This window comes from Arthrobacter sp. B2I5, from assembly GCF_030816735.1.
Taxonomy (GTDB): Bacteria; Actinomycetota; Actinomycetes; order Actinomycetales; family Micrococcaceae; genus Arthrobacter.
Genome location: NZ_JAUSYF010000001.1, coordinates 2,062,922 through 2,087,342 on the forward strand (window position 1 = coordinate 2,062,922; position 24,421 = coordinate 2,087,342).

A 24,421-nucleotide genomic window follows, 5' to 3' on the forward strand; every position below is an offset into this window, starting at 1 on the left:
GGAATGACAGTCCAGCGAACCGTTCAGGAATGGCAGTCCAGGGCCGTCTAGTTTTCCAGCGGGCCCAGCCAGGCGTTGGCCACGGTGTTGTGGGCGGACTCGTCGTCGGAGGGATGGAACATTCCGGCCAGCACGTCCCGGTAGAGCCGCTCCAGCTCGGAACCCCTGAAGTAGCTCGATCCCCCGCTGACGCGGATGGCGAGGTCCACCACGCGCCGCGCCGTTTCGGTGGCATTCACTTTCAGCCCCACCAGTTTGGGGAACCATTGCGCCCCGTGGTCGGCCAGGGCGTCGACGTCGGCCGTGACGGACCGGAGCTGCGGGTACAGGTTGTCCATGGCCATGGCGGCGTCCGCCACCTTCCAGCGGATGTCGGGGTCCTGCGCGTAGCTGCGTCCGCCGTTCTTGAACGACGTGCGGCGCTTGACGGTCTCCACGCCCACGGCCAGTGCGCGTTCACCCACCCCCGTGTAGACGGCGGCCAGGAGGCTTTCGAAGCATGCGAAGATCGCGAAGATCAGCGGGTCGGCGTTGGGACCGACGGGCAGCTTGCGGAAGATCCGGTCCGGTGGAACAGTCACATCGTCAAGGACCGTTGTGGCGGACTGGCTTGCCCGCATGCCCAGGGTGTCCCAGTCGTCCAGGGTCCGGTGGCCGGGCGTTTCGCGGCTGATGAACCCGTGAATGAGTTCCCCGGCCCCGTCACGGGCCGCAGCATCCTTCCCGAAAATTCCCAGCCGGGTCCAGGCCGGCGAGAGGCTGGTGAAGATCTTGGTCCCGGTGAACGAGTAGCTGCCGTCCGGATCCGGTGTGGCCACCGTCCGTGAATCGAAGAGGACGGAATCGTTGCCAGCCTCCGAGTTGCCGAACGCGAATATTTCGCCCTGCGCGGCTTCCTTGAGGACGAAGGCCAGGGAGTGGTCCCCGCGGGCTGCCAGGACGTGCGCGACGCCGGTCCACACCAGGTGCATGTTGACGGCCAGTGCCGTGGCCGGTGCGGCCGTTGCCAGCCTGCGCTGGCACTGCGCCGCCGCTTCGAGCCCAAGGCCCGCGCCGCCGTCGGACGCCTGCACGAAGAGCCTCAGGTACCCTGCCTCCGCAAGCTCCCGCAGGTCCTCGTGGAAAAAGGCGTTGTCTTGGTCGTACCCTGCGGCGCGGCCCCGGATGCGCTCCAGGAGCTCATCCGGCAGCAGGTCCTCTGGAGTCACGGCAGCTCCCCTTAGTAGTTGGTCAGCAGGGTGTTCAGCACCCGGGCGCCGAACTTGAGGGAATCCGCCGGCACACGCTCGTCCACGCCATGGAACATGCCCGTGAAGTCCAGCTCGTCCGGGAGCATCAGGGGCGCGAAGCCGTAGCCGGTGATGCCCAGCCGGCTGAGCGACTTGTTGTCCGTGCCGCCCGAAAGCGTGTAGGGCAGTACTTTCGCGCCGGGGTCCTCTTTGTGCAGGGCGTCGATCATCGAGTCCACCAGGTTGCCCGCGAACGGGACCTCGAGGGAGACATCGTTGTGGACGTAGCTGACGTCCACCCCGTTGCCGGCGAGTTCGCGCACGATTTCGAGCACCTGCTGTTCCTGGCCGGGCAGGGTGCGGCAATCAACCAGGGCTTCGGCAGACTCGGGGATGACGTTGTGCTTGTAGCCGCCCTTGAGAAGCGTGGGGTTCGTGGTGTTCTGCAAGGTGGCCCCGACGAACCTGGCCACGGTGCCAAGCTGGTTGAGCAGGAGGTCAGGATTGTCGGCGTCGAACTCGACACCGGTGAGTTCGGTCACTCCGTCAAGGAACTGCCGGGTGGTGGGAGTGAGCTCGATGGGCCACTTGTATTCGCCGATACGCGTGACGGCGGCTGCCAGGCGGGTCACGGCGTTGTCGGTGTTGATCTGCGAGCCGTGGCCTGCCCGTCCGTGGGCAATGAGCCGGAGCCACGAAATGCCCTTCTCCGCCGTCTGCAGCAGGTAGGTCCGCTGCCCGCCGATCGTTGCGGAGAATCCGCCCACCTCGGAGATGGCCTCGGTGGCGCCCTCGAAAAGTTCCGGTCGGTTGTCCACGGCATAGCGCGCGCCGTAGACGCCGCCGGCCTCCTCGTCAGCGAAGAACGCAAAGATGATGTCCCGCTTGGGCTTCCTGCCTTCCCGCGCGAAGTTCCGCAGGACTGAAAGGATCATGGCGTCCATGTCCTTCATGTCGACGGCGCCGCGGCCCCAGATGAGGCCATCCTTCAGTTCCGCGCCAAAGGGGTCCACAGACCACTGGTCGCGCAGGGCCGGAACGACGTCAAGGTGGCCGTGGACCACCAGGGCACTGGCGGAGGGGTCCTCCCCTGCCATCCTGGTCACAACGTTGGCCCTGCCAGGGGCGGATTCGAAGATCTCCGCGTCCAGCCCCACTTCCTCGATCAGTCCTGCGGCATACTCTGCCGCGGCGCGCTCCCCCGGCCCTGACCCGTCGCCGTAGTTGGAGGTGTCGATCCGGATGAGTTCCTGGCAAATCCGGACAACTTCATCCTCGGGCAGGACGTTAGGCATTGGAGGCTCCTTGGTAGGGAATGACTGGTTGGCACGAGCTGAATCGCTGTCCTCAGCCTACCTACTTGCCTCGATTCGTTGTTCCCGGAAAGTCATGTTAGAGTTTTTCTCGCTGCTTCGGAGAGGCGCGAAACGCTGAAAGGCGGGACGGCTTCCCGAAATACCACCTGCGCGGGTGGCGGAATGGCAGACGCGCTAGCTTGAGGTGCTAGTCCTCGAAAGGGGGTGGGGGTTCAAGTCCCCCTCCGCGCACAAACGGAAGCCCCGGAAAATCACTGATTTTCCGGGGCTTTCTCGTATCTCCAACCACGCTGGCTTCCTATGGGAATCGAGAAGGGTGCGCTCAGCGAACGGGGCGCACTTTTTTCGTTCCCTGATGCTTTCATCCCAGCTTCGGACGCCTGGGTTGCGAAAATTCCGGCCGCGAGGCTGCGGAGTTGCATCCGGGATTCGCACTCTTTAAGTCCTAGGCTTTCGGCATGCACCCCTTAGCGGCAATCAGCCTGGTGTTCCTGGCCGCAATTGCCTGGATGGGCACCATCCTGACCTTACTGATTGCCTTGGTCAAAGCCCGGAGCCGGCCGCCGGCCGAGCCCAGGAGCCATGTCCAGAGCGCGGAGACCCGGAACTCCGATGACAGGGTGCCCCAGACCTAGCTGGGTGCCGGATGCCTGCGGAATGTCGTGGGAGCGGCCATCGCCGCTGGGCCCACGTAGACGCGTTCACCAAGCCTTCCAGCAAGGAATGGAGCCTGTGTACTCCTCGACGAATAACCCGTCACCGACGTCTCGGCGATGCAGCCCAAGAGGCCCTACCCGGCCGCTGCCTCGCATGCCGCGTCCACTCAGTGGCCTGAGAGCCGCCTTCTAGTCGATGGCTTTCCGGTCGATGGACTTGAGGGCGGCGAGCCGTGCTTCCACTTCGGTCTGCTCGCCGAGGTCTTCCAGGGACGCGAACTGGGCTTCCAGGGATGAGGCGGCGATTTCCTGCTGCCCGCGGACCGTGGCCTCCTGCCGGCGGATCTTCTCCTCGTACCGGCTAATCGCCGAGGGCCGGGTCTCCGGTGTCCAGGGACTTGAGCGCATCGTGGACCTGGGACTGGGCTGCGGCCACGCGTGAACGGCTGACCAGTTCGTTCCGCTTCGCGGTCAGCTCCCTGAGCTTGCCCCGCATCTGGTCCAGGCCCTGCTTGAGCTTGTCGACTACCTGGTTCTGCGCGGCCAGGTTCGGTTCCTGGGCCTTCGCGGTGGATTCCGCGGTCATCTGCCGGCCAATGGCAACCTTGGCCAGGGCGTCGAACTTGTCAGCGTCCACGCTGTTCCCGGCGGCCCGGAACTCGTCGGCCTTGCGGGAGGCAGCGATCGCCTTGCTGCCCCAGGTGTTGGCATCGCTCACGGCGCGGGCGTGGTCTTCCTCGGCCATCCGGAGGTTGCCGATGGTCTGTGCGATCGCGGACTCGGCTTCGCGGATGTTCTCCGAGTAGTCCCGGACCATCTGGTCCAGCATCTTCTGCGGGTCTTCGGCGGAGTCCAGGAGGGAGTTCAGATTGGCTTTGGCCAGCTGGGCAACGCGGGCGAAAATACTCTGCTTCACAGGGATCTTTCTATCGGTGATGATTTCGAATTTTATGTCTACGGCATCGACGGATGCCAGCACCTCGGAGCCGCCCCTGGTTCCGCTGGGCAGCGGAAAGGCCGGCCGGGTGAGTGCCGGACCCTTCAGAATGCAAGCGAGATCCGTGCTGGATGGTCAGGGGCTTCATGTGCGCGGCAACCGCAGCCCCACTTATCACCCGCCCCCGCGCGTACATGGTGGCGTGAGAAGTGCAGCAGGACAGGTAGCCTAGGGACAGCCGCGCCAGAAACAGTATTTCCCCATGTCAGCACGGGTTTATAGGCCTTCTGCGCTCACCGCTCATTAAGAGGGCGCCCCGCTGCGCCCAAGGGGAAGAAGGAATTGTGCACAAGACCAAACCACTATCACTCGCGCTGGCGGTGATCGCCGTCGTGGGCAGTGCCACTCTTGGAGCCGGAAGTGCTCAGGCGGCATCTCAGGTGAACAACCCCTGCCAGCGGCTTTCAGCGGGCCAGGTCAAGTACAACAGCTTCGGCGCCAACCGCGTCACCTTCGCCACCGCCACAAGCCGTGACTCCAACGTTGTCACCATCACCGGCTGCGTCCGATCCGGCAACAGCTATGTGCAGGAATGGCAGGACTGGGGCTACGCCGGCCTCAAGGGCTTCGCCCCACCGGGACTGACCTGGGAGGACACCTTCAAGTCCCCGACCGGCTCGTACAGTGTGACGGAGGCCCTTGGCCGGTCCAACCCCGGGACAGCTCTGGCGTACCACACGGTCAACGTCATTTCCCGCTGGGGCGGGGAACATGGCCCCACCTACAACCAGTACTTCGAGGGCAGCGGCGGGTCCTCTGACGAGAACCTCTACACCTACATGAACCAGGGCTACTACGAGCAGGCAGCGGTAATCAACTACAACCGCCAGCCCGACATGAACACCGTGCAGGGTGCCTCCTATGCGATCTTCCTGCACGCCGGCCGGACCACCTCCGCCGGTTGCCTCTCCACAACACTGGATGTGGTCAACAGGTTCCTGCGCAGCAACCGGCCCGGAGACCGGATCATCATGGGTTCGGTCGATGACATCTTCACGCCGTACTCCTCCAACCCTTTCGGAGCCATCGCGGAGAAGTACCAGCAGGGCGGTGGACCCGCAGGCCAACTCGGGAGCCCTTCCTCCAACGAGACCGGCGGCCTGAAGGACGGCGGAACGTTCCAGAACTACCAGGGCGGGGCCATTGTCTGGTCTTCGGGATCCGGCGCGCACTTCTCCTGGGGCGCCACCCGGAACAAGTGGGCATCGCTCGGATTCGAAAGCGGACCGCTGGGCTACCCGGTCACCGACGAGGTGGGTGGTCTCAGGGGCGATGGCGTCTACCAGGTCTACCAGGGAGGTGTCATCATGCACTCCACCGCCAGCGGTGCCCGCATCTCGGCCTTTGGCCCGATCCGGGATAAGTGGGCCGAAACGGGGTTCGAGAACGGTGCACTTGGCTACCCCATCAGCGACGTGATTACTGGCCTGAAGGATGGCGGCTCTTACCAGGCATACCAGAGTGGCGGCATCTTCGCCTCGCCCACTAGCGGGACTCATGCCATTACCGCCGGCATCAACGGCAAATGGCGGGCGCAGGGCGCTGAAAACGGCCCGCTGGGCTACCCGACCACCGACGAGGTCCGGGGCATCAGGGACGGCGGTTCATGGCAGGGTTTCCAGGGCGGCGCCATCCTGTTCTCGCCGGCATCAGGAGCCGCAATCAGCTCCGGTCCAATCCGGGATAAGTGGGCCTCTACCGGTTTCGAGTGGGGCAGCCTTGGCTACCCGGTCAGTGACGTCGTCACCGGCCTCAGAGACGGCGGCGCGTTCCAGAACTACCAGGGCGGCGCGATCCTGCTGACACCTGGCGTGGGTCCGGTCCTGTCCATTGGTTCCATCCGTAACGTCTGGGCCGGCCAGGGCTTTGAGCACGGACCCCTCGGCTATCCGACCACGGACGAGTACGCCATCTCCGGCGGCGCCGCCCAGAACTACCAGGGCGGTGTCATCCATCACCTGCCGAATGTCGGGACCTACGCCGTTACCGGGGACATCTTCGCCAAGCACGAAGAGATGGGCCGGTCCCTTGGGGCAGCCGTCAGCCCGCAAATGGCCATCAAGAATGGTGGGCTGTACCAGAACTTCCAGCGCGGCTCCATCCTCTGGTCCCCTGCCAGCGGCGCCCATGTGTCCGTCGGCGACACCCGTGGTGCATGGGCACAGGCAGGTTTCGAGAACGGCTACCTCGGCTATCCCATCAGCGATGAGATTCCCGTCGACGGCGGCGTCAAGCAGAGCTATCAGGGCGGGACGATCTTCTGGTCCCTACGCCTCGGAGCGTACTCGATGCCCTCGGACTACAGTTCCAAGTTCGACGCAGTCGGCGGTCTGCCGGCCCTGGGGTTCCCCGGGACCAACAAGGTGACCGGGCTGAAGGACGGCGGCGCATATGTCAACTTCGAGAAAGGGGCACTGATCTCCAGTCCGGCTACCGGCATTCGGCTCTCGACCGGCAAGACCCGCGACGCCTGGGCCGGGACCGGCTTCGAGTGGGGCAGGCTCAGCTACCCGACGACCGACAATTACGTCACGGCCGACGGCAGCACCGCCCAGGACTTCCAGGGCGGGCGGATCATCATTCCCACCGATGGCCCGGCCCGGATCGAATACCGCAGCTTCTAACCGTCCGGAGCGGCTGGTAAAGCTGGGGCAAACCCCACTCCGGTCGGGAGTCGAGTACTACAGTGGATGCATGGCACCCAGCCGCCACCCGCTCGACGACCTGCGCGAAACAATCGGCCATCTGGCCGATCAGCTCAAGCTGCCCGGTTCAGAGCGTGTGGACGACCTGGTCGGCGATCTCATCGGTGTGAGGCCCGGGCCGGCACGGCCGCTGTCCGAGGTGCAGGCAGAGCTCGACGCGCTGGTGGGGCTGGAAACCGTGAAGGAACAGGTCCGGGGCCTCGTCGCACTGCTCCAGGTCCAGGCCCGCCGTAAGGCGCACGGCCTGCCGGAGGTGGCCACTTCACAGCATCTGGTGTTCCTGGGAAACCCTGGCACGGGCAAGACCACCGTGGCGCGGCTCCTGGCCGAGATGTACCGCGCCGTGGGACTGTTGCAAAAAGGCCACCTGGTTGAGGTCGACCGTTCGGGCCTGGTGGGGCAATACGTCGGCGCGACCGCCATCAAAACAGACCGGGTGATCCGGCGAGCGCTGGACGGCGTCCTGTTTATCGACGAGGCCTATGCGCTGGCACCGGAGGACGGCCGGATGGACTTCGGCCCCGAGGCGATCGAAGTCCTGCTCAAGCGGATGGAGGATCACCGCCACCGCCTGGTGGTGATCGTAGCCGGGTACCCCCGGCTGATGGAGTCCTTCCTGCTCTCGAACCCCGGCCTGCGCTCCCGCTTCGCCCGTGAGATCACGTTCCCCGACTATTCCGTCGACGCCCTCCAGACGATCTTCCACCAGATGCTCGCCCAGCACGAGTACAGGCTGGAGCCGGGCGCTGACCAGATGCTCCGCCGCATCTTCACCGGGCTCCACGCGGGTGAGGACTCCGGCAACGCCCGCTTCGCCCGTACACTGTTTGAACAGGCCCTCAACCGCCAGGCGCTGCGGCTGTCGCTCGACGACGAACAAAGCCTCGATGCGCTCGATCGCGAGGCCGTCATGACACTCACCGCGGACGACATCGTCGAAGCCGCGCTGGCTTTGGGCGAGGAGCCGGAACCGGAACCGACGCCGGAACCCGAACAACCGCGCTGGTGGCGCTGGCTCGTCTGACTACAGTTTCCCACGCACCCTTTTCGTTCCCACAGGACTGCGGCATGGCCGACGCTGCCTGCTATTGCCACACCGCCCCCACGAGCGGAAACTTGACTCATTGGGCTATGAAGTCAGCCGAACCGTCGCGGAAAGCCACCGCCATGTCCACCCATGCTGACCATCGCCCAGCGCCTGACCTTCCGTTGACGGGTATCCTGCCGAAACACGCTCCCTGGATTTTCCCTCCATTACCTCACCTGACGGCTCCCGTTGCATGCTGCACGGGCAACGCTGATGGGCGTTGGAGGAGCCTCTGTGGGCACTGTCACGGCTCCGCGCAGGCAGCCGGGTCATGAGTACGGTTCAGGCGGTGGCTTTGATATTCGTTGCCGCTTTCGCATGGATCGGCTTGACCATACTCGTTCTCCTGGAGATGCGGCGCCGGAGGAAAGGGTCCTCACGGGTGGCTTCAGCGCCATCGCCTCCTCACCCCATCAGTTATCGGCCCCACAAGCCCTGGCGGCGCCCCCGCCCCATAACCAGTCCCACCCAGGTCCCCAGGCGACACAGGATGAGGATCAGGAGAGTCCGCGGCTGAACGCCTTCTCCCGACGGGGCACAAAGGCAGCCCGACAACCAGCGCGGTAGCCATCGATTCCAAGGGCGTCACCTTTGAAGACGCCGATGGAACGCGTTGACCCCAAGTCTCTGGTTCCGAAGGCTGCCACAGGCGTATATTCCGTTCATGGCGAAGGATCCTGTCCAGACGAATCCGGAGAATTACCGGGTCGCTTTTGAAAACGAACGCGTGCGCGTACTTGAGTATCTTGACTCTCCTGGGCACTCGACGACAGAGCACAGCCACCCTGACAGCGTGATGGTGACGCTTAGTTCCTTCCGCCGCCGGATCTCGTCCAATGGGAACTCCGTCGAGGTGGAACTGCCTGCAGGAGTCGCGCGTTGGCTTCCGGCACAGCAGCATTCCGGAGAAAACATTGGAGCAAGCGATACCCACACATTCTTTATTGAGCTCAAGGAACCCCCGCCCTCACCGGGTAACGCGGCGGAACAACTGGGACCAACCATCTCCTGATCGACGAACTTGGAGGCGAAGTGGCAAAACCCGAATTTGAGTTCACTCCGACGTCATCGGTGGAGTTCACGCCCTGCACACCGCACATTGAAGGGCTTTCCGAAGCGGTCTTGGCGCGTGATGACAGGACCGGCTGTGTCACCCGCATCCTGAAGTTTGAGCCGGGAACGGATACGTCACCAAACGGTGTCCTGGTCCATGACTTTTGGGAAGAGGTATTCATCTTCGAAGGTTCATTCGTCGACCAGCGTTTGAACCGCACTTTCAACACGGGTGACTGGGCTACCCGCCCGCCGGGGATGAAGCATGGCCCCTGGGTCTCGGCAACCGGCGCCAAAATGTTCGAAGTCCGCTATTACCAAAATACTGACAGCGATCCGGACGAATCCACGCCCTTCCACGAGCGGACGACGCAGTAGCAGGCTGCGCAGGGTGGGTCTACCAACTAATGCGGGACCTCGGCCGGTCACTGTGATCAGTACAGTGGCCGGCCGTAGCCCTCACGCTGGTAAGGCCCCCCGCATCACTTAGCCAGGGGCGCAGCAGTCCTCACCGAACTGACGACGTCCAGGATTGCCTGGGCGGTGACTGCCGCGGCGTCCGGTTCGACGACGAGTGCTTCATGGGACGCAAAATCGATGGTTTTGTGAAGGCTGTTGGTGGACAGCGAGGCCAGGCCGTTCTGCGAAGCCTCGTGCCTGGCGTCATTGCCGACGCCCGCTGTCAGGACGACAAGGGGCTTGCCCGCAAAGTCCTGCAGTGATGCGGCTTCTTCCATTGAGGTGTTCGCTTGAACGTACTCGTCAAGAGTGCTGCGCATGTTGCCTGGGTCAGCAATGTTGGCGCGGACTTCGTCCCGTTGCTGTGGCGGGAGGCTGTTGACGTCCTCGAAAGGGGCATACAAACGCAGCGCACCAACCCGGCCCAGTATTGAGATGAAGGCCGTGACCCGGCTAAGGAGGTCGTATCCGCCACGGGCTGCAACCGGCCGGGGCACTGGCGCCGGTGCGCGGTCCGTAGAGTCGATAAGCACCATGCCCGCGACCTCGTCGGGGTAGTTGGCGGCGAAGGTCTGCACATAGAGACCGCCAAAGGAATGACCAGCCAGCACGTAAGGTCCCGGAACCTTGCCGCTGTGCAGCAGGTTATGGAGGTCGGCAGCTATCTGTGCGGCGTCCTGGACCGTGTCGGCGGGCCCGCTCCAGCCCCTGCCGGCCCGATCGTAGACACACACCCTTGTCCGGCCGGAGACTGCAGCTGAAAGCAAGGCATGGTTGGACGACATCTCACCGGCTCCGGGCTGGAGCACCACGGTGGGGCTTCCCGTCCCAGTGCAGTTGAGGTGCAGGCTGTAGCCGCCGACGTCCACCAGCTGGCCGGGCATTGGGAAGTCTCTCGCGTCTGCCGCGGCGCCCAGGGTCTGGTAGGCGCCACCTACCGAGGCAAGCGCCAGCACCGCGATGACCGGGTACAGCACCCATCGCCTGCTCCGGCTATGCAGTTGCCGGCGTGAACGGAAAAACATCCAGATCACCAAAGCCAGCAGGGCGGGCGGCCACACCCAGCTGAACACGACATCCACGGGGGCGCCGAACCACGCCAACAGTAAACCGGACACCCCCATGAAGAGTGCAGGTGCCACAGCCCATCGCTGCGGCTGGTCAGTGAACCGGACTGACAGAAGGGCCAACAGGCCCCATCCCACCGCAAAGCCGCACAGCACGGCGCCCGTGACTTCGCTCTCACGCGCCCGGATGAAAGGGGCAGCGGCCAGGAGCACTGCAATGAAGAGTCCTGCTGCCATTGTTCCGGCCACAACCCAGCCAATGCGCCATCTTGCTACGGGACTCTGGCCGGATGGGTGTTTTCGACCACTGTGCAGGGGACGGGGGCCGGGAAGGGGCGTTCTGGGGGTAGCGGCCACGGTGGGCTCGATTCGTTGTAAAGCGGCTCGGCGCGAGTACAGTCAATCCCCCCACAAATGGCGCGTGCCGTCCCTTTGACTATAGGCCCGGATTCCAGGGTTTGACCCTGCTTTCCGTTGGGATTCCGATCCGTGCCCGGGACGTCGAATCCAAGAGGGCTGCCGGGCCCGGTCTTGAGCGAAACTTGCGGCGAACGTGGGCTGCCGTTTAGGAACGGGCCTTACCGTTGAGAACAAGATCCTGCTGCTGGGGCAGGGCCTTACACATAGGGACAGGGCCGGCGGCCAAGGCATCTCTGAGACCGGATGCCGCCCCCCAATCGCCGCCGGCCCATATCCCATGTCCCGGTGTGGGCCCGGTCTTCAGGATCACGCCAGGCGGGCCTTCACAATCTCGCTGATGGCCTTGCCGTCGAAGCGGCCGCCAATTTTCGGGGTAACGGATTTCATCACCGCGCCCATGGAGCGCATCGTCAGTTCCGTGCCCTCCGCTTTCAGGCCGGCGATGACCTCATCAACGATGTGTTCAGCTTCCGCCCGGGTCAGGGCTTTAGGGAGGTAGGCCTCGATGATCTCGGCTTCGGCGATCTCGGCCTGGGCCCGGTCGTCGTGGCCGGCCGAAGAATAGGTGGCGGCGGTGTCACGGCGTTTGGCCGCTTCCTTCTGCAGGAGGGCGGTGATCTGCAGGTCATCGAGCTCCACGGGGGTCTTGCCGGATTTCTCCCGCGTCTCGATTTCGCCCAGGACGTTGCGCACAGTTGTCAGGCCAACCTTGTTGCCCGCCTTCATGTGGACGATGACATCGCCCTTCAGCTTTTCCTTCAGTGACATGGGTCTGACTCATTCTTTCGTTGGGATGGGAGCTATAGGGATGCCGTGGCCGGCAGTCCAATACCACCGGCCCCACTTTGCGGGAGCCGGAGCGGCCACAGTGCCCGCACGTGGGACGATCCTGCATAAGCCTATTCCCGACGCCCCGGTTGGCGTTGCTGCTTTGAACGTTTTTGGTGCCGTCCACCAGAAGGGGCAGGTTCATGCCCGGCCGTAGGCTAGTTTGGAAACGCAGCGGCCTGTCCCCCGGGCCCCGGAAGGAGCGCCAAGTGGACAGCACGGTCGGCAAATGGTTTCTGAGCCGGGCTGAGCGGGGAAACGCTGCATCGGATGTCCAGGCTGCCGGTACGGAATCCGGCTCCTGGTCGGAAGGCAACCTGGTGCGTCCCCTGATACACGGAGCAGCCTACTTTTCCAGGCTGCATGAAGAGCTGTCGGTGCTGCAGGCGGGAGACCGGGTGTGGTTCACGGACTGGCGCGGCGATGCCGACGAGCAGCTGGAGGCAGGTGGCACGACCATTGGCGGGTTGCTCGCAGGGCTTGCGCGTTCTGGCGTGGAAGTACGGGGCCTCGTTTGGAGATCCCATGGTGAACGGGTGTCCGCCCCTATCAGCGGCCGCTCCAATGAACTTCTCAGCCGGCAGATCAACGACTCCGGCGGCGAGGCGCTCCTGGACCAGCGTGTGCGTCTCTTCGGCTCCCATCACCAAAAACTGGTGGTCATCCGCCGTCGTAACGACCCCTCCCTCGACGTGGCGTTTGTGGGTGGACTGGACCTTTCGCACAGCCGCCGCGACAACGCCGGCCATCCGGGAGACCCCCAGGCGGTGAAGATGGATTCCCGTTACGGGCAGAGGCCCCCGTGGCACGATGCCGCCCTTGAACTGCGCGGCCCGGTGGTTGCAGATGTGCTGGCGGTTTTCGCCGAGCGGTGGAATGATCCCCACCCGCTGGACCGGCGGACCCCCTACCGGATGCTGCTGCAGCGCCTGGCCCGTATGCCCAGGCATCCAAAACCTCTTCCAGAGTCCGCTCCTCCCCCACCTCCGGCAGGTCCGCACGCCGTGCAACTGCTGCGCACCTACGGTGTAAAGCACCCGCCGTTCCCCTTCGCACCACACGGCGAACGGAGCATAGCGCGTGCTTATGCGAAGGCGTTCGCCCAGGCCCGTTCGCTCATCTACGTCGAAGATCAATATCTGTGGTCCACAGAGGTGGCGGGGGGAATCGCAACCGCCCTGGAACGCAACCCCGGGCTGAACGTGATCATTGTGGTGCCCAGGTACCCGGACACCGATGGCCCGCTGAGTGGACCGCCCAAGCGGCTTGGGCAACTGCGCGCCATCAGCATGCTCCGCCGGGCCGCGCCTGACAGGGTAGGGATATTCGACCTTGAGAACAGCCAGGGGGTGCCGGTCTACGTCCACGCCAAGATCTGCATCATCGACGACACCTGGTTCACCTGCGGATCAGACAATTTCAACCGGCGGTCCTGGACCACCGACAGCGAGCTTACCTGCGCAGTAATCGACACCTCCGCCGACAGCATGACACCCACGGAATCCGGTTCCCTGCCACACCAGCCGCTCGCAAAGGACCTGAGGCTCGAGCTCTGGGCGGAACACCTGGGCCTTGAGCAGGACGATCCACGGCTCCACGGAAACGGGGCACCACTGCAGCTGTGGAAGGACACGGCGGATGCGCTGGACCAGTGGCACCGCGGCGGCCGCCGTACGCCCCGCCCGGCAGGGCAGGTGCGCCACCATGTCACTGAACCCGTCCCTCCACTCCAGCGCCTGTGGGCCGATCCCATCTACCGGTTCCTCGTGGACCCTGACGGCCGGCCCCGCCGGCTCCGCGGCACGCCCCGCTTCTAGGGACTGCCTGGCGGCCGCCTGCCCGGTTCCGCCTGGGCGTTTCCCCTGCCCCTTCCCGGCTCCCCGGGCAGCGGAGATTCGGTAGGTTTGAGCGGTAAAGCAGTGCATCCGGACGTGGGAGAAGACGTGAAGGCAATTGTGTACGAGGAAACCGGTCCATCATCGGTGCTGCAGTTCCTGGACAAGCCTGTGACGGACGCAGGTCCGGGTGAGGTCCGGGTCCGGCTGGTGGTATCCGGAGTTAACCCCACCGACTGGAAGTCACGGGCCGGAAGTGGAAGCAGCAAACTGGATGCCGCCAGGGTTCCGAACCAGGACGGAGCCGGTGTCATCGACCAGCTGGGTCCGGGAGTGACAGGATTCGGCGTGGGCGACCGCGTATGGCTGTGGGATGTGGCCTGGGGCAGCAATGATGGAACCGCACAGGAATTCGTCGTGGTGCCCGCCCACAAAGCGGTGGCGCTCCCCGACGCCGAATCCTTTGACACCGGCGCTTCGCTCGGGATTCCCGCACTGACAGCGCACCGGGCGCTGACGTCGAGCGAGGATGGACCGGCCAGGCTTTCCCCCGGCGCCCTGGCAGGCCGGACCGTGCTGGTCACCGGCGGTGCAGGCGCCGTCGGCCACGCAGCCATACAGCTGGCACGGTGGGCCGGTGCTGCCGTCATCACAACCGTCAGCGGAGAACGGAAAGCGGAACTAGCCCTCCGCGCCGGCGCCGCCACGGTTATCAACTATCGGCAGGCCGACGTCGTCCAGGCCGTCCATGAGGCAGCCCCCGGCGGAGTGGACATCATCGTGGACGTCAACGCACCGGCGAACATCGACGCCGACCTGCACGTGCTCAAGCCCGGCGGGACCATCTCGATTTACGCCGCCAACCCCGGCGAATCGCTCACGGTCCCCATCCGCGAAAGCATGACCAGGAATGTGCGCTATCAATTCATCCTCACCTACACCGTCACGGACGAGCAGAAACAGAATGCGGTGGCCGGCGTTGCCGAGGCCCTCGCCGCAGGCGCGCTCCGGGTAGGCGAAGAACACGGGCTGCCCCTGAAGCGCTTTGCCCTCGCGGAGACAGCCTCAGCCCACGATACAGTGGAGCAGGGAACGGTCGGAAAGGTGCTTATCGACGTGGCAGCGGCACCCTGAACAGGACAGGCCCCGGCCAACTGACCGGCGGCCAGGCCCACAGAGCGCAAGGCGGACGACGGCGGGCGCCGGGCTGAACATGCTTTCCCGCCCGGGTGCTCCACGCCGATGCACCCGGGCGGGTCCCGCCGTCGTCAATGCAGGTGCAGCCTGCGGCCGCGCGGATGCCGGGTCCCTGCCTGGGGATGGGAACCTGCGGCAACCGGACGGTAGTCAGTTCGCCGATTCTCCATGCGGAGTTCGCGCCGTTCCTGCCGGCGCGCTTTCCTTTCGGGCCGGTCAATGGCAGAGAGGATGGTCAGCGTTATGGTGACCCATAAGAACGCCGAACCCAACACCAAAGCAATTACCAGCTCAGTGCTCATGCATCCAATTTTAGGCCCTCGGGCCCAAAGCCACCCCCTGCAAACCCGCATTATTGGAGCGCAAACCCGCAGGGTCTACAGCAGTCCCAGCTCCCTGACGGCAGCCATGACGTCGGGAACCTGGACGGCAAGCAGGGCAGGATCCGGCTGGGTTGCGAACGTGTCCCCGCGCCGCAGTTCCGCGCGGGTCAGGACAACGTGGGGCCCCGGGGGCGGCCCCCAAATTTCGGGTGGGGCCGGCCCAAAAAGCACGACGGAAGGAGTCCCGTAGGCGGAAGCCAGGTGTGCGGCGCCGGTGTCGGCAGAGACCACCAGGCGTGCAGCGGCGATCGTCGCCGCGAACTCTCCGAGACCCAGCACACCGGCCAGCATGGTGGTGCCCGGGAGTCCTGCGAGCCGGCACACTTCCTCGGCGCGATTCCTTTCCGAGGTCCCGCCGGTGAACACCACCTGATGCCCGGCTTCTGCGAGGGCCGCTGCCACCGCCGCAAAGCGTTCCGCCGGCCAGAGCCTGCTGCCGTAGGCAGCCCCGACGTGAAGGACTGTTGCGCCGGGGACGGGGCTGGGGACGTGGGGCGTGTTCAGCCCTACGTCCAGCGGGTCGGCTTCGATGTTATGCCATTCCAGGAGCCTCACCCAGCGTTCGCGCTCGTGCAGTTCCGGCCTCCACGGCGGGCCGTCCCGGTGGGCACTGCGGTGGCCAACGGTCTGCCTGGCCTTCAGTGCCTCAATCCGCCCCTGGCTCTCCGGGCCGCTGCCGTGCAGGTTCACGGCCACATCCACCAGTCCCGGTTCCATCGCCAATGGCTCGTCCAGGCCGTGCGTGGGGAACAGTTCGTATCCGCCCACCAGCCCCAGGGCTTCCGACAGCCACCCCTGCGCTGCGTAGCGCAGCCGGTGTTCGGGAAACGCCCGCCGGATGCCTTTCAGCGCGGGTACGGCCACCAGCAGGTCGCCCAGCTTCAAGGCCCGCAGGACCAGGAGCTCCGGTTTACCGTCAGCGGGAAGCCGATCGCTCGCTGGTCCCGCCGTCATCGGGCCGCTCATGCGTCCTGCTTTGCGAAAACCGTGGCAGCGAGGCTGAGGACATCCTCGTAGACCTCCTGCACACCGATCCCAGCCACTACAGAGTCGTCATGGACGCACCGGGGTGCGGTCCAGCCCACCTGGGTCACGTCAATGCCGCACGTGGGGCACGCCGTAACCCACGAAGCGTGCACGCGGTGCAGGCTTCTGCCCAGTGCCCCCGCGTTGATCACGTTGCCGGCCCAAAAGACGCCGACCGTCGGCACACCGAGCGCCTGGGCGAGGTGCCGGGGACCGCTGTCGTTGGCAACCACCACGTCCGATTCCGCCAGCAGCGCCACAAGCCCTGCCATATCCAATGCGCCGGCCACGGAATGAACAGCCGCCGATCCCGCCCGGGCCGCGATCCCCTCCGCGAGATCCTGCTCGCTGCTGTCCCCAATGATGACCACCTGCGAGCCATCGGCAGCGCAGGCTGCGGCAAGTTCAGCGAACTTTTCAGCGGGCCAACGACGGCGGGGGTCAGTGGCGCCGGGATGGATTACCACGAGAGGACGGTCGCCAACGCCGTCGCCGGCTTTATGGGTTGCCAGCCCGGCAGCGGGTGCCAGCCGTGCTTCGAGATCGACCGGGAAGGCACCGGCGAATCCGGCTACCTCCAAGGCCCTGAGTGGTTCGTGCTGGTAATAGAGGTAGGGAATGGTGCGCTCGAGGCTGGCCGCATCGGCAGTCCGGGTCCCTACGGTGTGGCGGGCGCCCAGCCGCAGCAGGAAGGGATTTGAATAACGGCCGCCGCCGTGCAGCTGAACAGCGAGGTCGAAGCTGCGGCCGCGCATGTCAGCAAAAAAGCGGTCCAGTTCAGCTGTATCTTCTTCCCCGGGCCGGACTCCTTCGGCGAAAGGCAGGACCACCACCTCATCCACTGGGCTCTTCAGGGCTCCCAGCAGCGCCTTGTGGATAGGAGTTCCCAGCAGTGTGATGGTGGATCCGGGATACGCCGCCTTCAACGCGGCCATCGCCGGGATGGCGAAAATCAGGTCGCCCAGTCCCCCACCACGGAGGACGACAATCCTGGACACGTCGACGAACTTCTCCAGCACAGGACCGACGCCCACACCGACTTGTCCTGCACCTCCGAACTCTGCGGTGAGTTGTTCCACACATTGCCCCTTCCGTCATGCAGGGGAACCGGCACACGGTCCCACCACTGCCCATGCAGCCGCAGTGCGCATACAAAACCTGCGGCTTCTCCTTTTGAACCTTTACCCAATAGGCGGCAGATCTACCCTCCCTGTTGGGGAATACCCGCCCTATGCTGTACGTTTCATACCCGACAGCCAATCAAAGAAAAGAGAAGCACCCAAAGTGGCAACCGATTACGATGAACTGCGTTCCGACGTCAAGGAATCGCAGGACAACTCACTCGAGCAGCTCCAGTCAGCAAATGCTCCCGACGCCCGCAGTGTTGTGCAGGAGTTGGATGAGGCTGACGGACTGGACGGCGCCGGCGTCCCTGGCGGCGAATTTGTCGCTGAGGAGCTCGTAGTCCAGGTCATCCCGCAGGCTGAGGATGAGTTCACCTGCTATTCCTGCTTCCTGGTCCGCCACCGGTCGCAGATTGCCCGTCAAAAAGACGGCCACAGCTACTGCACCGAGTGCGAAGGCTAATCAGTACCTTCCCGGGGCGGTAATCCCAACGACCCGACCAAAGCCGAAAGGCACGCCGCACAAGGCGTGCCTTTCGGCTTTAAGCCGACGCCTGTAAGCCAGCGCCCAGCTGGGGTGCGTAGCGTTGGAGAAGACAATTACGACGCCGACCGGCAGCGAAGGAGGCAACGTTGGACAGCCCAGGCAGCTTGTGGAACGCCTTCACTGCGGCGTTCACGCGGGCAGACGTACCCAACATCACATGGGTGGAAATGCTGTTGTCCCTGGCTGCCGCCGTCGCGCTTTCCATACCGCGCGGCACCTGGCGCTACTTCGGGCTCCTGGCCACCGCCACCCATGAACTGGGCCATGCGTTCGCGGCCGTGACGTCCGGGCAGCGGCTGTCCGGAATCCGCCTCCGGCTGGACCATTCCGGCACCACCACCTCCTACAGCAGGAGCCGGGTTGCCGCAGCCTGGTCCTGCTTCTGGGGATACCCTGTACCCGCAATGGTCGGCGCCGCTTTTGTCTGGTGGGGGCTCCACGGGTGGGGTCCCGCAGCCATGGCCGTCAGCGCGCTGGTCCTGGCCGCATCGCTCGTCTTCCTGCGCAACCTCGCCGGTTTCCTCATCACTGCCGCCGCCATTGCCGCCGCGGCCGTGCTCACAATCCTTGCGCCGGCGTCAGTCGTGGGCCACGTGGCCGTCATCTTCGGTCTTGCACTCCTGGTGGCTGCTGTCCGCGACCTGCTCAAACTCACGCAGGTCCATGTCCGGCGTCGTGGAAGTCTTGGAACCTCCGACGCCTACCTGCTGTACCGGGCCACGTCTGTTCCCTCCGGGGTGTGGATTGCCCTGTTCACCCTCCTGGTGGCGGGGTCCTGGCTGGTGGCCTGGCAGCCCGTCTCGGTAATCCTGCTGGAAGGCGCCTGGAACCGGTAGGTGGCGCATAGGCTTGTGGCATGAGCCAGGAAACGCACAGTACCCGTGGAGCCTATGTGACCGGCGGTGCCGAGTTCACCCGGGACACCAATTACATTGAGGACCGGATCACCAGGGACGCCTCTCCCGGCAGCAACGGGGAGCCGGGGTGGCCGGTGGAGGCGGGGCGTTACCGCCTCATCGCCGCCCGCGCCTGCCCATGGGCAAACCGGACGGTCATTGTCCGCAGGCTCCTGGGGCTGGAAGGAGCGATCTCCCTGGGCCAGCCCGGCCCCACGCATGACGCGCGGTCCTGGACGTTCGACCTGGATCCCGGCGGAGTTGATCCGGTCCTTGGCATAGAGCGCCTTCAAGAGGCTTATTTCAGGCGTTTCCCGGGATATCCCCGGGGAATTACCGTGCCTGCCATCGTGGATGTCCATACTGGTGAAGTTGTGACCAATAACTTCCCGCAGATCACACTGGACTTCTCCACGGAGTGGACTGATTTCCATCGGGCAGGTGCTCCGCAGCTCTACCCGGAACATCTTCGGGACGAAATCGACCAGGTCAACAAGCGCGTCTTTACCGAGGTCAACAATGGGGTCTACCGTTGTGGTTTTGCCGGTTCACAGGAAGCGTATGACAGGGCATACGACCGCTTGTGGACCGCACTGGACTGGCTTGAGGACCGCCTGTCGCGGCAACGCTACCTGGTGGGCGACACCATCACAGAAGCGGATGTGCGCCTGTTCACCACCCTCGCCAGGTTCGATCCCGTGTACCACGGCCACTTCAAGTGCAACCGGCAGAAACTGAGTGAGATGCCCAACCTGTGGGGCTATGCACGGGACCTGTTCCAGACGCCGGGTTTCGGGGACACCATCGATTTTGTACAGATCAAGCAGCACTACTACATCGTGCACGAGGACATCAATCCCACTGGTATTGTTCCTGCCGGCCCGGACCTCGGTGGATGGCTGGAGGACCATGGCAGGGAGTCCCTGGGCGGCCGCCCGTTCGGCGACGGCACGCCGCCGGGGCCGGTGCGCCCGGGCGAGGAAGTCGCGCCGGGACACGGAGCTCTGCGTTAAGCCAATCCCGAACCAGGAAACCGCTTTCCTCTTACACTGGAGGTCATGCAGACATCTCTTGGCTTCGCGGCCGCCGGCTACGAAAACGTCCTTGCCCTGTTTGAGTCGTTCCTTGCTGAGGACCCCCGCTACAGCGCGCAGCTTGCCGCCTACCAGCACGGGGTTCCGGTGGTCCGCCTGACAGGTGGCCCGGACATGGGTGCGGAGACCCTGACCGGGGCCTATTCCTGCTCCAAGGGTGTTGCCGCGATGGTCGTCGCCCTGCTTGTCCAGGATGGCGTCCTTGACCTGGACAAGGCAGTGGCCCACTACTGGCCCGAATTCGCGCCCCAAGGGAAGGACAGGCTGCTGGTCAGGGAAGCGTTGTCGCACCAGGCGGGGCTTATCGGAGTCGAAGGTGGATTCAGGCTGGACGAGTTCACCACGCCCGCGGCCGCAGCCCGCCTTGCCGCTGCCGCTCCCGCCTGGGAGCCCGGCCGGCAGTTCGGCTACCACGCCCTGACGATTGGAATCCTGATGGAGGAGCTGTGCCGCCGTGTTACAGGCGAGTCACTTCAGGATATGTACGACCGCAGGATCCGGAAGCCACAGGAAGTGGACTTTTTCCTGGGGCTCCCCGAGGACCTGGAGCCCCGATACCGGGACGTGCTCTATGAAGAAGATCCCGGCCAGGTTTGGATTGACCCGCTCAGCCTCGAAGGCCTCAACAGCAATGCGCCCGTCAGCACCATCATGGAGCTGCCGAACATCCCCGGCGTCCGGGCCGCCGGAATGTCCGCCGCCGGCGGGGTGGGCTCAGCGGAGGGACTGGCCCGGCTCTACGCCGCCGCGACCACAGGTGTCGACGGCAGGCAGCCGTTCCTGGCAACCCGGACGGTGGAGGCCATGACCCGGGAACAGGTGTGGGGCCTGGACCGCTCGTCCGGCCTGGACAACGCCTTTGCCGTCGTCTTCATGAAGCCCCACCCTTCGCGGAATTTTGGCAGCCACCGGGCTTTCGGCCACGAGGGCGCCAACGCGGCGCTCGGTTTTGCGGACCCCGCCTACGGGCTGGGCTTCGGTTACATCCCGCGCCGCCAGGAGGAAGGCCGCACGGCGGGAAGGGCGCACCGCCTGGCAGCGGAAGTGCGGCGTTCCGCAGCCGGTTTGTCCTGACGGGCCTCCGGCCCTACTGTGGTCCGGATGGGCAATACTCAGGCACGACCGGATGCACGGTGGGCTCGGGGGACCCAACTTCTCAAACAATCGGTGGCCGGGCTTTCCGCTGCCCTTGCGGCGCAGCGGCTGCAGTTGGCTGCCAAGGCCGCACTTGCAGCGGGCCTGGCGTTCGCCATTGCGCCCCTCATGCCGGGTGCGGCCTCGCATTACGCGTACTACGCGCCGCTGGGCGCCCTGGTGGCCATGTACCACAACGTTGCCGGTTCGGTGCGGCAGGGGGCGCAGGCGCTCGCGGGGCTGGCGATGGGAATCGGCCTCGCCTTCATCCTGGTCAGCATTGCCGAGCCCTCCCCGTTGACGGTGGCACTCTTCATGGGGATCGGCGTGCTGCTGGGCGGCTTACCGGGTATCGGTTCGGGCAGCGATTGGATTCCGACGGCGGCCCTGCTGGTCCTGCTGGTAGGCGGCAGTAACGCGGACGATTTCTCGTTCGGATACCTGGTCCAGATGGGTGCCGGCGTGGCCGTGGGCATCGCCGTAAACTTCCTCATCTTCCCGCCACTTCACTTTGATGCAGCGGCTTCAAGCCTGAACGAACTCCGCATTGCCCTTGGGCGGCAGCTGACCGACATGGGGACGGCAATAACCGAGGAATGGCCGCCCAAACACGAGGACTGGTCGCGGCGGTCGGACGAGCTGGCCTCGGCCGCAAGCTCGGTGCGGCACCTGGTCAAGGAGGCCGACGCCAGCCGCCGCGCGAACCCAAGGCGGAAGCTGCACCCCAGGGACGTTGACAAGGACTACCGCGACCTGCGCGAACTCGAACGGGTGACCTTCCACATCCAGGACATGACGGACGTGCTCTCCGACGTGATCTGGGAAAGCGACGTCCCGTACGAAATCCCGCTGCAGGACAGTGAACCGCTTGCCGCTGCCATCACGGCAACCGGAGAGCTCCTGGCCTCTTACAGCGAGGCTGACGAACAGACCCAGAAACAGCGGTTCGATGCCGCGAAAGAGGCGGTGGAAGCCTGCATGGCAACCGCCGCGGGCAGGGAATCGGCTGAGGGGACCGTCCCGGCCTCCGAATCGGTCCTCCTCAGCCTCCACCGCATCCTGCGGGCCGTTCGCCCGCAGGACTAGGTCCGGCGCCGGGAAGCGGGCCGGCTAAAGCGCGGCAACGGTCCCGCTGAAATGGCGTCGCCCGGAGCGGGGGCTCCACGCGACGAACCGGGAGTGCTTCCAGGACCCCGAACCGCTGTGGTCGGTGGCAATTTCCAAGGCAACCCGGGAGGGCAGGAAGACGGGAGCCTCGAACTCCACGTCCCACGTGAATGAGTCGCCACGGGCAGGCCCAACATCTGCGAGCGCACGCGAGGCCAGGTACATCCCATGAGCTATCGACCGCCGCATGCCCAGGGCCTTGGCCGAGAGCACACTCAGGTGGATCGGATTGAAATCCCCTGACACTGCGGCGTAGGCACGCCCCGTATCGACGCCGAGGTGCCACAGCGCCGTCGGGTCCGGGGGCCGGAAGTCGGTCCTGGATGGAACGGCGCCGGGTTTGTCGATCCCTGGCAGGAATACCCCCTTGGCGAGGTAGGTGGAGACACCCCGCCAATAGACTTCCGGCGAACCCGTGCGGCGCACTTCCGCCACGACGTCCACCTGCGTCCCGGAACGGTGGCCTTGGAGGTTTTCCACCCGGGCGGTCATGTCCAGGACATCCGTGAAGACCAGTGGCGACCGTTGCTCAACGCTGTTGTGCAGGTGGATCATGCCCAGCAGAGGCAGTGGGAAGTCATCGCGGTTCAGGACGCTCATGGCCAGCGGGAATGCGATGGCGTGGATGAAACCGGCCGGCAGGACGTCACTGGCCGTCTCACCGATGAGGTGCTGGTAGGCGGTAAGGTTTTCGACCCCCACCCTCACTCCCCTGACCTCATGGGTCTCGGCCGGAAGGACGGCGGAATCCTGGGTTCCCAGGAGCCTGCGCCTTGCTGCCTGGGCGGCGGCGTTGACATAGAGCTTGGACAACGACGGCATCTCGGCCAGGATGACCGGCTGTGCAAGGGTCATGCCCCCACCAGGTTTTGCCCGCACACCCGCAGCACCTCCCCGTTGATTCCGCCTGCAGCATCGCTTGCGAGGAATGCGATGCTCTCGGCGACATCGGAGGGCAGGCCGCCCTGCTGCAGCGAATTCAGCCGGCGCGCCACCTCCCGGACGGCAAAGGGAATCCGGGCGGTCATGTCGGTTTCGATGAATCCGGGGGCCACGGCATTGATGGTGCCGCCGCGGGATGCGAGCAGCGGGGCACTGGCCCGGACCATGCCCATGACTCCCCCCTTGGACGCTGCATAATTTGTTTGCCCCCGGTTCCCGGCGATACCGCTGGTGGAGGCAACAGAAACGATACGCGGCGAAGTGTGGAAGTGCTCGGAGGCCAGCAGTGCCTCGTTGATCCGAAGCTGGGCGGCGATGTTGATGTTGATGACCTGGTTCCATCGTGCCTGGTCCATGTTGGCCAGCAGTTTGTCCCGTGTGACCCCGGCATTGTGCACCACGATGTCCAGCCGGTCCGTGCCGCTGCACGGCGTGGTCTATGATCCGCCGGCCCGCGCCGGCACCGGTGATGTCCAGCTGCAGTGCAGTGCCCCGTACCTCGTTTGCCACTGCTGCCAGTTGGTCCCCCGCTGCCGGAATGTCCACCAGGACCAGCGTGGCGCCATCGCGGTGCAGCGTCCGGGCAATCTGGGCACCGATGCCGCGGGCTGCGCCGGTTACTACGGCCACTTTTCCTGCAAGTGGCCGCTCCGCGTCCGCGGGCAGCGCGCCGTCTTCGGTTGAGACCGTCAGGAACTGTCCGTCCACGAACGCCGAACGGGCTGAGAGGAAGAATCTGATGGCGCCCAGCGCGCTGGGGCTGGTGGAGGCGGTGCCATCAGCAAGGAGCACGCCGTTGCCCGTTGCTCCCGCCCGCAGTTCCTTGGCCAGGGACCGCAGGAAACCATCCACTCCCTGCCGTGCTGCTGCAGCTTCGGGCGCAGACGCTTCCGCCGCGGGCCGGGACAAGGTTATGATCCGGCCGCCGGCCTTCAAGTCCCGGAGGGATCCCGCTGCCGCCAGGACGGGCTTTTCCAGGTCCGCCGGGTGCGTAAGCTCATCGAGGACCAGGATGATGGCGCCCAGCTTTTCGGCAGGAACGGCATGCCTCCTGACGTCCAGGTCCCATGCCAGCAGCTCAGCGGCAAGTTTGTCTGCGCCGGCAGTGTCACCCAGGACAATGACAGGCCCCGTGACCAGGGGCTGGCCGGGTTCGTAGCGGCGCAGGACAGCGGGCTGTGGCAGGCCGAGTTTCCTTGCGAGGTTGCGGCCCGGGCCGCTGTTGACCAGTTGGGCGTATGTATCAGCCATTCCGTCCC

General features: G+C 65.1%; 20 protein-coding genes, 1 tRNA gene and 2 pseudogenes. 13 read left to right on the plus strand and 10 right to left on the minus strand.

Annotation, left to right across the window (positions count from 1 at the left end; genetic code table 11):
* Positions 1-47: 47 nt before the first annotated feature.
* Entirely contained in the window at positions 48-1,208 is a 1,161-nt protein-coding gene (locus QFZ60_RS09870) for an acyl-CoA dehydrogenase family protein (protein ID WP_307090136.1), read from the minus strand.
* Positions 1,209-1,219: 11 nt separating this feature from the next.
* Positions 1,220-2,524 carry a M20/M25/M40 family metallo-hydrolase gene (locus QFZ60_RS09875; protein ID WP_307090138.1) on the minus strand — a complete coding sequence of 435 codons (1,305 nt, stop codon included), beginning with the start codon at positions 2,522-2,524 and terminating at the stop codon, positions 1,220-1,222.
* Between the two features lie 169 nt (positions 2,525-2,693).
* On the opposite strand from QFZ60_RS09875, the gene QFZ60_RS09880 reads away from it, so the two are divergent.
* Positions 2,694-2,776 (plus strand) — tRNA-Leu (locus QFZ60_RS09880).
* A 227-nt stretch (positions 2,777-3,003) separates the two neighbouring features.
* Positions 3,004-3,180: a hypothetical protein gene (locus tag QFZ60_RS09885; RefSeq protein ID WP_307090140.1), complete on the plus strand. Its 177-nt coding sequence runs from the start codon at positions 3,004-3,006 to the stop codon at positions 3,178-3,180.
* A 210-nt stretch (positions 3,181-3,390) separates the two neighbouring features.
* On the opposite strand, the pseudogene QFZ60_RS09890 reads toward QFZ60_RS09885, so the two are convergent.
* Positions 3,391-4,117: pseudogene (locus QFZ60_RS09890) on the minus strand (PspA/IM30 family protein).
* A 365-nt stretch (positions 4,118-4,482) separates the two neighbouring features.
* Between QFZ60_RS09890 and QFZ60_RS09895 the strand changes: the two are divergent.
* From QFZ60_RS09895 to QFZ60_RS09910, 4 genes are all read left to right on the plus strand, one after another.
* The gene (locus QFZ60_RS09895) at positions 4,483-6,822 is read left to right on the plus strand and encodes a hypothetical protein (protein WP_307090142.1); all 2,340 of its coding nucleotides are present in this window, start codon (positions 4,483-4,485) and stop codon (positions 6,820-6,822) included.
* A gap of 70 nt (positions 6,823-6,892) precedes the next feature.
* A complete protein-coding gene (locus QFZ60_RS09900) occupies positions 6,893-7,927 on the plus strand; it encodes an AAA family ATPase (RefSeq protein ID WP_307090144.1) in 1,035 nt (344 codons plus the stop codon).
* Between the two features lie 727 nt (positions 7,928-8,654).
* A complete protein-coding gene (locus tag QFZ60_RS09905; RefSeq protein WP_307090145.1) occupies positions 8,655-9,002 on the plus strand; it encodes a cytoplasmic protein in 348 nt (115 codons plus the stop codon).
* Positions 9,003-9,022: 20 nt separating this feature from the next.
* Positions 9,023-9,421 (plus strand): cupin domain-containing protein, encoded by a 399-nt coding sequence (locus tag QFZ60_RS09910; RefSeq protein WP_307090147.1) that lies wholly within the window; start codon positions 9,023-9,025, stop codon positions 9,419-9,421.
* Between the two features lie 104 nt (positions 9,422-9,525).
* Here the strand turns inward: QFZ60_RS09910 and QFZ60_RS09915 are convergent, their stop codons facing one another.
* Together QFZ60_RS09915 and QFZ60_RS09920 are read right to left on the minus strand one after the other, a co-directional pair.
* Positions 9,526-10,806 (minus strand): alpha/beta fold hydrolase, encoded by a 1,281-nt coding sequence (locus QFZ60_RS09915; RefSeq protein ID WP_307090149.1) that lies wholly within the window; start codon positions 10,804-10,806, stop codon positions 9,526-9,528.
* A gap of 489 nt (positions 10,807-11,295) precedes the next feature.
* On the minus strand, positions 11,296-11,757 hold the full coding sequence (locus tag QFZ60_RS09920) for a GatB/YqeY domain-containing protein (protein ID WP_307090151.1): 462 nt from the start codon (positions 11,755-11,757) through the stop codon (positions 11,296-11,298).
* Positions 11,758-12,026: 269 nt separating this feature from the next.
* On the opposite strand from QFZ60_RS09920, the gene QFZ60_RS09925 reads away from it, so the two are divergent.
* Positions 12,027-13,634: a phospholipase D-like domain-containing protein gene (locus tag QFZ60_RS09925; protein WP_307090153.1), complete on the plus strand. Its 1,608-nt coding sequence runs from the start codon at positions 12,027-12,029 to the stop codon at positions 13,632-13,634.
* 126 nt (positions 13,635-13,760) lie between these two features.
* On the plus strand, positions 13,761-14,786 hold the full coding sequence (locus tag QFZ60_RS09930; protein ID WP_307090155.1) for an NADPH:quinone reductase: 1,026 nt from the start codon (positions 13,761-13,763) through the stop codon (positions 14,784-14,786).
* A gap of 134 nt (positions 14,787-14,920) precedes the next feature.
* Here QFZ60_RS09930 and QFZ60_RS09935 read toward each other — a convergent pair whose 3' ends face one another.
* The 3 genes from QFZ60_RS09935 to QFZ60_RS09945 form a co-directional block, all read right to left on the minus strand.
* Entirely contained in the window at positions 14,921-15,151 is a 231-nt protein-coding gene (locus QFZ60_RS09935; protein ID WP_307090157.1) for a hypothetical protein, read from the minus strand.
* A 75-nt stretch (positions 15,152-15,226) separates the two neighbouring features.
* Positions 15,227-16,198, minus strand: coding sequence for a glycosyltransferase family 9 protein (locus QFZ60_RS09940; RefSeq protein ID WP_307090159.1), 972 nt, complete (start codon positions 16,196-16,198; stop codon positions 15,227-15,229).
* The gene (locus QFZ60_RS09945) at positions 16,195-17,337 is read right to left on the minus strand and encodes a glycosyltransferase family 9 protein (RefSeq protein ID WP_307090161.1); all 1,143 of its coding nucleotides are present in this window, start codon (positions 17,335-17,337) and stop codon (positions 16,195-16,197) included. The genes QFZ60_RS09940 and QFZ60_RS09945 overlap by 4 nt, the downstream gene beginning before the upstream one ends.
* Positions 17,338-17,542: 205 nt before the next feature.
* Between QFZ60_RS09945 and QFZ60_RS09950 the strand changes: the two genes are divergently transcribed.
* From QFZ60_RS09950 to QFZ60_RS09970, 5 genes are all read left to right on the plus strand, one after another.
* Entirely contained in the window at positions 17,543-17,845 is a 303-nt protein-coding gene (locus QFZ60_RS09950; protein ID WP_018761323.1) for a DUF4193 domain-containing protein, read from the plus strand.
* A gap of 170 nt (positions 17,846-18,015) precedes the next feature.
* Positions 18,016-18,765 (plus strand): M50 family metallopeptidase, encoded by a 750-nt coding sequence (locus QFZ60_RS09955; RefSeq protein WP_307090163.1) that lies wholly within the window; start codon positions 18,016-18,018, stop codon positions 18,763-18,765.
* 20 nt (positions 18,766-18,785) lie between these two features.
* On the plus strand, positions 18,786-19,838 hold the full coding sequence (locus QFZ60_RS09960; protein ID WP_307090165.1) for a glutathione S-transferase family protein: 1,053 nt from the start codon (positions 18,786-18,788) through the stop codon (positions 19,836-19,838).
* Positions 19,839-19,883: 45 nt separating this feature from the next.
* The gene (locus QFZ60_RS09965) at positions 19,884-20,993 is read left to right on the plus strand and encodes a serine hydrolase domain-containing protein (RefSeq protein WP_307090168.1); all 1,110 of its coding nucleotides are present in this window, start codon (positions 19,884-19,886) and stop codon (positions 20,991-20,993) included.
* A gap of 93 nt (positions 20,994-21,086) precedes the next feature.
* Entirely contained in the window at positions 21,087-22,139 is a 1,053-nt protein-coding gene (locus QFZ60_RS09970) for an aromatic acid exporter family protein (RefSeq protein ID WP_307090170.1), read from the plus strand.
* Positions 22,140-22,163: 24 nt separating this feature from the next.
* Here QFZ60_RS09970 and QFZ60_RS09975 read toward each other — a convergent pair whose 3' ends face one another.
* Together QFZ60_RS09975 and QFZ60_RS09980 are read right to left on the minus strand one after the other, a co-directional pair.
* Entirely contained in the window at positions 22,164-23,075 is a 912-nt protein-coding gene (locus QFZ60_RS09975) for a MaoC/PaaZ C-terminal domain-containing protein (protein WP_307090171.1), read from the minus strand.
* Positions 23,072-24,413: pseudogene (locus tag QFZ60_RS09980) on the minus strand (3-oxoacyl-ACP reductase). Before QFZ60_RS09980 ends, QFZ60_RS09975 begins: the two are co-directional and overlap by 4 nt.
* Positions 24,414-24,421: the final 8 nt, after the last annotated feature.